This window comes from Mesotoga sp. UBA5825, assembly GCF_002432955.1.
Classification (GTDB): Bacteria; Thermotogota; Thermotogae; order Petrotogales; family Kosmotogaceae; genus Mesotoga.
Map to the genome: position 1 here is coordinate 123926 of NZ_DJHG01000083.1, position 7565 is coordinate 131490.

Here is a 7565-nt window from a genome sequence, read left to right on the forward strand (position 1 = left end):
AAGAACATCAAAAAGACTGACGACATTTTGACTCTCAAGGTATGATGTTCCATCATCTTCAACATGTCTTTCGAGCAATCTCAGATATTTCCGGTTAGATTTCCTTACATCATTCCTGATCTTATTGAAAACATTTTCAGGAACCATTCAAATAGATATAAGAGATCCTCTTTTGTCTGAGACGGGTTTTCAAGCAGTTCAAGGAGATTTGCTTTCTGAACAGATGATAAAATCGCGCTCTCAGTTATGAAAAGTAGCATCTCCTTCTCGTCTACGGTTTCTCTATCAACTCTTCAAACTGAGAATCATCTCTTTCTTTTATGTCCGAACCGAATCAAGTCCTGAGGAAACGTCCGAGTGCTCTTCTCAGAATTCTGCTTTGCAAAGCATCAATGAACCCATACAAAGAAACTATAATCACTCTTAATCATGAAAGAAAGACAATAGCCAGCATATTCAGAGTCATCGTTAAAGAAGGTTATAAAGATTCATACAGGAATTTGAACGCATTCTTGGCTGAATACAACGAAGGTTTGGGAAGAAGGTAAAGAAAGATGTTTCTGCGGAATGGCATTCATGGATCCTTCTCAACTAATCTGACAACCTTTGGCTGATCATCCAAGTGAATTATTGAGGCAGTTACCGATAGAGAAATAAGCACTGGAATGAGAATGCTCAGCCGATTGTTTTTGATTATTTATCCTTAATCAAACATGGTTCTTTTCTCTGTCTTCATCCTTTCCCTCTGTTAGAATTGTCATGCAATAAGGTTGAATTGTTCTCAAGCAGTGAAATAAGAACTATCAGAGGATACCAACAGTGAAAAACTCTTTCATTTTTTTGCGGCAATAAATAAATTAGGAAAAGACAAGTTAAGAGTGATATTCCTTAACAACCGCCTCTAAATGCTCCTGTTGAGATTTATTCTAATCTGTATTAGGTAGTAAGCTAGAGTAGAAAGGGGGATTTCGCCTTGGTGGGAAAGAAGCTGGATTCAGAAAACATTGGAAGATCTAATAGAAAGCTGATTCTTCATTTGTTGAGGAAGAGTCCTGTCACAACTAGACGAGACCTTGCAATTGCATCGGGTCTGAACCCCAGTACCATAACAAAAATAATAAAGGACTTTTTGTCTGTTGGGCTCTGTGAAGAAGTAAGAGCGGAGGAGACCGGTCGTATTGGAAGAAAGGCCATCGTTCTTCGCCTCAACAGAAAGGCCTTCATGTCTATTGTAATAGATATTGGCGTCGAAGAGACTACAGTAGGTAAAGGATTCTTCGATGGGTCTGTTTCGGTCATGAGCAAATTCAGAACACCTCCCGATTTCTCTGAGTTCATGAAAATTCTTGCCGAGAAGGTTTCGGTAATTTCCAAAAATATCCCTAAGTATAGATTTCTCGGTTACTCCGTATCAGTCCCTGGAATTGTCGATGTTGAGAACTCAAGAATAGTATACGTTCCTCATCTGAACTGGAAAGATCTTGTGCTCAAAGAAAGGCTATCCAGACGCTACCCTGTATTTCTTGACAATGAAGCAAATCTCTCTTTGATTGCCGAGAAGTGGAATAACCCCGCTCTTGCAAATGCAGGAGATATCGTTTTTGTATATGTGTCAGAGGGAATCGGGTGCGGGATAATGTTCGACGGGCAGATTTATAGAGGCCGGGACTACTCTGCAGGCGAATTGGGGCACATGACGGTTCAGACAGATGGGAAGCAATGTTATTGTGGAAACTTTGGTTGCTGGGAGACTATAGCTTCTACCGAAGCAATAGTTGGTCGGGCAGAAGAGATGGGATTTGCTCTGAGAGGAAGTAGTAACAACGAGAAGTATCTAGGTGTGTTGAGTTCGTCAGATCCAGAATATAAGTACCTTCTTGAGGAGGTTGAAAGAAGCCTGGGTGTAGGGATAATCAACATAGTTAATTCACTCGATCCCGAAGTTGTCGTTTTGGGCGGCGTCGCGTCAATGCTTCCCGAAAGATCTTTGCGCAACCTTGTTGATCTGGTCAATTCAAGGGTTCTATACGCCACCGGACAGAACATAAGAGTCATAAGAAGCGTACTTCACGAAAAGGGAAGAGCAAGTTCCAAGATGATTGGGGCGGCTCTTCACATAATTGATAAGAAGACCATCGATTTTGTTTAAAGGAGTACGACTATGAGCATTTTCTTAGGAATAGACATAGGAACAAACTCTGTGAAGGGAATAGCGGTCGACGAAAATGGGAGGATTATCGCTTCTTCCACGGAGGAGATCTCAATGGAGACGCCGAGGCCGGGCTGGGCTCAACAAAACCCCGAGATCTGGTGGAATGCAGCCGAAGTCGTCTTAAAGGATTTAGTTCAAAGAAACAGAGTTATTCCCGATGCGATATCAATCAGCGGACAGATGCATTCATTTGTCGCATTAGATGAAGATGGAGACGTTGTGTATCCGGCGATTCTCTGGTGTGATCAGAGAACTGAAAGACAGTGTGAAACAATTACCGAGTTGTATGGCGGGGAGAAAAAGATCGTTGAGAGATTTGGAAATCCTGTGTTGACAGGGTTCACGCTTCCCAAGATCCTCTGGCTTGCAGAAAACGAGCCCGATAAGTTCAGGAAGATACGTAAGTGGATGTTGCCAAAGGACTACATAGTCTTCAAACTCACGGAAAGATCTGTGACTGATTTCTCAGATGCTTCCGGTACTTCTATGCTCGATCTTGAAGGCGGCTTCGACAGAAGTATTATGGAGATCGTAGGTATTGAGGAGTCAGCAAGTCCGGAGCTGATCGAATCGGGCAAGATAGCGGGAACGGTAACGAGCGCTTCGCTTCCTGAGCTGAGAAACGTTCCCGTTGTAGTAGGTGGTGCCGACAACGCGGCATCGGCTTACGGATGCGGTGTCGAGAATCCGGGTGACGCAATGGTCAGTATCGGTACCTCTGGAACTGTTGTTGCACTGACTAGGAAGGGAAGACCCGACCCCAAAGGTGCGGTTCATCTCTTCCGGCATGTTACCGGCAATGACTTCTATCATATGGCCGTGATCTTGTCCGCGACAAACTCCTTAAACTGGTTCAAAGAGAGGTTTGGTGCGGGCCTCTCTTTCGATGCTTTGGAGAATCTAGTAAAAAATGCGCCAGCGGGTTCGAACGGAGTTGTGTTTCTTCCATACCTGAACGGCGATCGGACTCCTCATCGTGATCCGAATGCAAGAGGTACCATATTCGGCTTGTCATCCTTCCACAGCAAGGGGGATATTTTCAGAAGCATCTACGAGGGTGTGGTTTATGCCTTGAGAGAAGGGGCTGAGCTGATTGAGGGCCTAGGATCAGACATGAATGATGTGAGAATCGTCGGGGGAGGTTCGAGAAGCGATACTTGGTGCCAGATAGTGGCAGATAACCTTGGGAAGACGATTTGGCTTCCCGAAGTCGATGAAGGTCCCGCGTACGGTTCTGCTCGCCTTGCTTCTAAGGCATTGGGTCTGGATTCTTCATCGTGGATAAAGATGAAGAGAGAATACAGACCAAACGAAAACGCGAAGAGTGTATACGACAGGGTATTCAGGATATACAAGGATCTATATATTAGCATGAAAGAACGTTTCGGAGAGATTAGCCGCTTGCAGCAGGAAATTGTCAACTGAAAGGAGGGACTGCAATGAGCATTTTCGACAAGATAGAGAGAATTCAGTACAAAGGGCCGGATAATCGCGACCCGCTTGCGTTCAGTTTCTACAACCCTGAAGAGACAATCATGGGGACCACTATGAGAGAGTATCTGAGATTTGCTGTGGCTTTCTGGCATACCTTCAAGGGTGATGGACTAGACATGTTCGGTCAGCCGACAGCGAGAAGAAGCTGGGACAGCGTTAAGGATCCTATGACTCTGGCAAAGCTTAAGGTCGATGCAGCGTTTGAGTTCTGCGAAAAGCTAAGCATTGACTACTTCTGTTTTCATGATCGAGATATTGCCCCTGAGGGAAATACTCTGCGGCAGACAAACAACAATCTCGATGAGATAGTGAGACATATTTCCGATCATCTAAAAACAAGCAACGTCGGAATACTTTGGGGAACGGCAAACTTGTTTGCGCACCCGAGATTCATGCATGGGGCTGCCACATCTTGCGATGCGGATGTCTATGCCTATGCTGCTGCTCAGGTGAAGAAAGCGATTGAAGTTACAAAAGAGCTGGGCGGTAAAAACTACGTATTCTGGGGAGGAAGAGAAGGGTATGAAACTCTTCTTAACACCAATATGAGTCTAGAGATAGAAAATCTTGCCAGATTCTTCCACATGGCTGTAGATTATGCGAAGGAAATTGGGTTCGAAGGCCAATTCCTGATAGAACCGAAACCCATGGAACCTACGAAGCACCAGTACGATTTCGATGTGGCAAATGCATTGTCTTTCCTGAGAAAGTACGGTCTTGAAGAGCACTTCAAGTTCAATGTTGAGGCCAATCACGCAACCCTTGCCGGACATGACTTTCAGCATGAACTGAGATTTGCCAGGATCAATGGTCTTCTTGGAAGTGTTGATGCAAACCAGGGAGACTTGCTTCTAGGATGGGATACGGACCAGTTTCCGACAGATGTCTACTCCACAACACTAGGAATGTACGAGATAATCAAGAACGGGGGTCTCAATCCCGGTGGTTTGAACTTCGATGCTAAAGTGAGAAGGGGTTCTTATGAAGAGAAAGATCTCTTTTCAAGCCATATAGCTGGTATGGATACATTCGCTCTGGGACTGAAGGCCGCCGCCAAACTCTTGCAGGAGGGCACGCTGGAAGACCTCTTGAAAGAAAGATACAGAAGCTTCGATTCAGGAATAGGAAAGGAGATTGAAGAAGGTAGAGCCAGCTTCAAGTCGCTTGAAGAATACATCATAGATAAAGAGAGTCCCCTTCCGGAGCCTTCTAGACAGGAGTATCTCGAAAGATTAGTCAACTGGTCGATCGTTTCTGCAGGTAGATAATTGGAGAACTCCTTAGCAATCTTGGAGAGCAGCTGCTTGAGGCTGCTCTCCTTTCGGAATGTAGAGGAACCCGCTGAGTTTCTAGAGATGTCAGTGCGCGTTGCTCCAGATCCGAATTTCAGTTCTATAAAAGGTTCACGCGTGAGAATGATTCGCGGGCGTTGACGTGAATCAGCCGGCGCAAGCAAGCATACACAAAGTACTTTTAAATGCCCACAGATTCTGTCAAAGAGGAAAACCGCAACAGCCACATCTTTTGTGTTTCGATTAGTTCAGCTCTTCTTAGGTTGAAACTCATATCTTCGTCTTTCCGTAATCTCGGCAGATGCGGATCTTCCAACCATTCCAGATCGACGTTGATACAGGCAGTTTAGCAAGCGAAATGCCAACAAAGCTCTCACGAGAAAGTACAGAACAAGCGCCTTGCTTAGGAAGTATAACTGCCTCTTTGTGATAGTTTTGTCATCACACACTCGCGATAACTCCATGCAGAATTTACTTGTGAAGGATTGATTTGCGCTGCTAGAGGTGAGAAGATTTCTCCAGCGTGTCTGGAGGAGGAACGTCATTGATAATCGATCTGTCGTTCAAAGACTTATATGGAAAGGCACTCGAAGTACAGGAGCTGTTTGATTCAGTTGAAGAGCTAACAAATCAAATCCGGATCGAAACCGGCTTAAGATGCCCCCCCTCCTGCAGAGAATGCTGTAGAACTCGCGACGATGCTATTCAGGTAACAATCACCGAATTTCTTCCGCTTTCTTTGAAACTCTGGAATGAGGGTAGAGCCGAGCTGTTTCTTTCGACATTGGAGACCGTTTTGGACGACGATAGTTGTATTCTTTTTGAGAGCTCACCAGAATTGAGCAAGGAAGGCGGATGCACAGAATACAGATACAGGCCACTGCTATGCAGGATGTTTGGTTTTTCAGGTGTAATGGACAAGTTCGGTAAGGTAGTTCCGGCGATATGCAGGCTTTTGAAGACAAACTGTCCAGAATGTGTCAGCAAGCTACTTGAAAGGATTTCTGAAGGGTCGCGAATTCCAGTATTTTCCGAGTTCTCCAGTCGTATTCAGGGAGTTGATCCTTATATGGGAACAAGGACTTATTCAATTAACGTGGCTCTGAGAAGAGCGCTTGAGTATGTGGGCATGAGAGTTGACTACACGACAAAAGGTTTCGACAGAACGGCGTAAGTTCGTATTAGGGTCCCGATTTGAGTATCATAAACCAAGCTCTGGTAGTAGAATTCTTCTAAGAAGTCTTTGCGTTTGAGACTCAAAGAAAGAGGAGGCGCACGTATGAAAAGACTGTTCATTATTTTTGTGATGATTCTTGTTGCTGCTACCCTTTCTGCACAGCTCGGATTGAGGACTCTTACTCCCGAGCCTACAGAAACCATCGAAGCTACTGATTTGGAGGCGGTTCCTCCCGCTCCGGAAGGGTTGCCTGCTCTTACTCTAAGAACTGTAGATTCACTACTGGTAACCTTCAGAGAAGGGTGGAAAGGCCCGGATGATCCTGCGTGGAAGACCGAGACAATTGGCACTTCGAAAATAATGATACCCGATAGTTACTCGATCTTCCAGGAGAAGATGGGTTTGAACTACGACGCTCAAATCTTCGATGAAGACAACGCTTTGTTCGGTAGGCTCTTCTTCTATCAGCTTGAGTCTTATGAGCGTGAAGAGTTGGTTGAGGCGGTGGTCGCTTCTCTTTATGGCGAGAGCGCTTCGACTGACAGGGCATATGAAGAGACAGTAGAACTTGAGAGCGGGCTCGTTGCTTATCTTGCATCATTAAAGGTGAGACCGGAAGCAGAGTATCCATTCATTGCCGTGTACTATCCATCTGAGGAACTGGATGTGACGGAACCGGGACCGGTAACGATGTTCGTTTTCGAGCTCGCGAATTACCAAGGTTCAGAACTCGAAATGGCGAAGGAAATCATTTCCAAAATCGTCGGAAGCTTTATCGATGTGGAAGAAGAATTGGAAGAAGAAGTAGTTGTTCCTGAATTGGAAAAGAGTGAACATACAGATCTTTTCGTCAAGATGATCGACTCACTTCTCAAAGAAGATGATATTGATATCAATATTGATGACTGGCTAGAGGTTGAAGGCGACTATTTCGGATTCTTGATGCCGCCAGAATTCTCAGTGCAGTTTTACCTTTCCGACTATTTTGAGGTAGCCGATTTAGGATTGCGTGGAACTATTGTCGGCAAGCTTTTTGTCGGTGAGACAGACGAACCTACAAGTACTGAAGGCGTACTTAATGAGCTCGTTTATGAGTATCTTGGTGGATTTGGTAATTTCGAGGTAGTTGATAGCTATTCTGGAAATATCGGTCGGGAGTCAACAGTAAACGTTTTCGCTCTGGACTTCTCTGGACAACTCTGCTGGATAGCACTGTTCTCCGAATCTGTTGATGCCGAAGTGTTCGGTCCAGGAGAGTACTTTGCTTTGGTTGGACTGGCCGATTCGCAGGATGCAGAAAACTGGGCTAAATGGTACACCGGAATTCTCGCAACGCTAGACTTCTAGTTCGTTTGCAAATGACGATTCGACAGGCGCACCTGAGAAGGGG

Annotated in this window: 5 protein-coding genes; all 5 read left to right on the plus strand. The window is 45.1% G+C overall.

Annotated features, from left to right (window positions below):
* Positions 1–976 precede the first annotated feature (976 nt).
* The 5 genes from B3N33_RS08565 to B3N33_RS08585 all read left to right on the plus strand — a co-directional run bounded on the left by B3N33_RS08565 (position 977) and on the right by B3N33_RS08585 (position 7522).
* A complete protein-coding gene (locus tag B3N33_RS08565; protein ID WP_292589887.1) occupies positions 977–2149 on the plus strand; it encodes an ROK family protein in 1173 nt (390 codons plus the stop codon).
* Positions 2150–2161: 12 nt separating this feature from the next.
* Positions 2162–3637, plus strand: a complete 1476-nt coding sequence (gene xylB / locus B3N33_RS08570) for a xylulokinase (protein WP_214061090.1) — start codon at positions 2162–2164, stop codon at positions 3635–3637.
* Positions 3638–3651: 14 nt separating this feature from the next.
* Positions 3652–4974 carry a xylose isomerase gene (gene xylA / locus B3N33_RS08575; RefSeq protein ID WP_099828653.1) on the plus strand — a complete coding sequence of 441 codons (1323 nt, stop codon included), beginning with the start codon at positions 3652–3654 and terminating at the stop codon, positions 4972–4974.
* A gap of 568 nt (positions 4975–5542) precedes the next feature.
* Entirely contained in the window at positions 5543–6172 is a 630-nt protein-coding gene (locus B3N33_RS08580; protein ID WP_292592970.1) for a YkgJ family cysteine cluster protein, read from the plus strand.
* A gap of 105 nt (positions 6173–6277) precedes the next feature.
* Positions 6278–7522, plus strand: a complete 1245-nt coding sequence (locus B3N33_RS08585) for a hypothetical protein (RefSeq protein WP_292592971.1) — start codon at positions 6278–6280, stop codon at positions 7520–7522.
* The last annotated feature ends 43 nt before the right edge of the window (positions 7523–7565 follow it).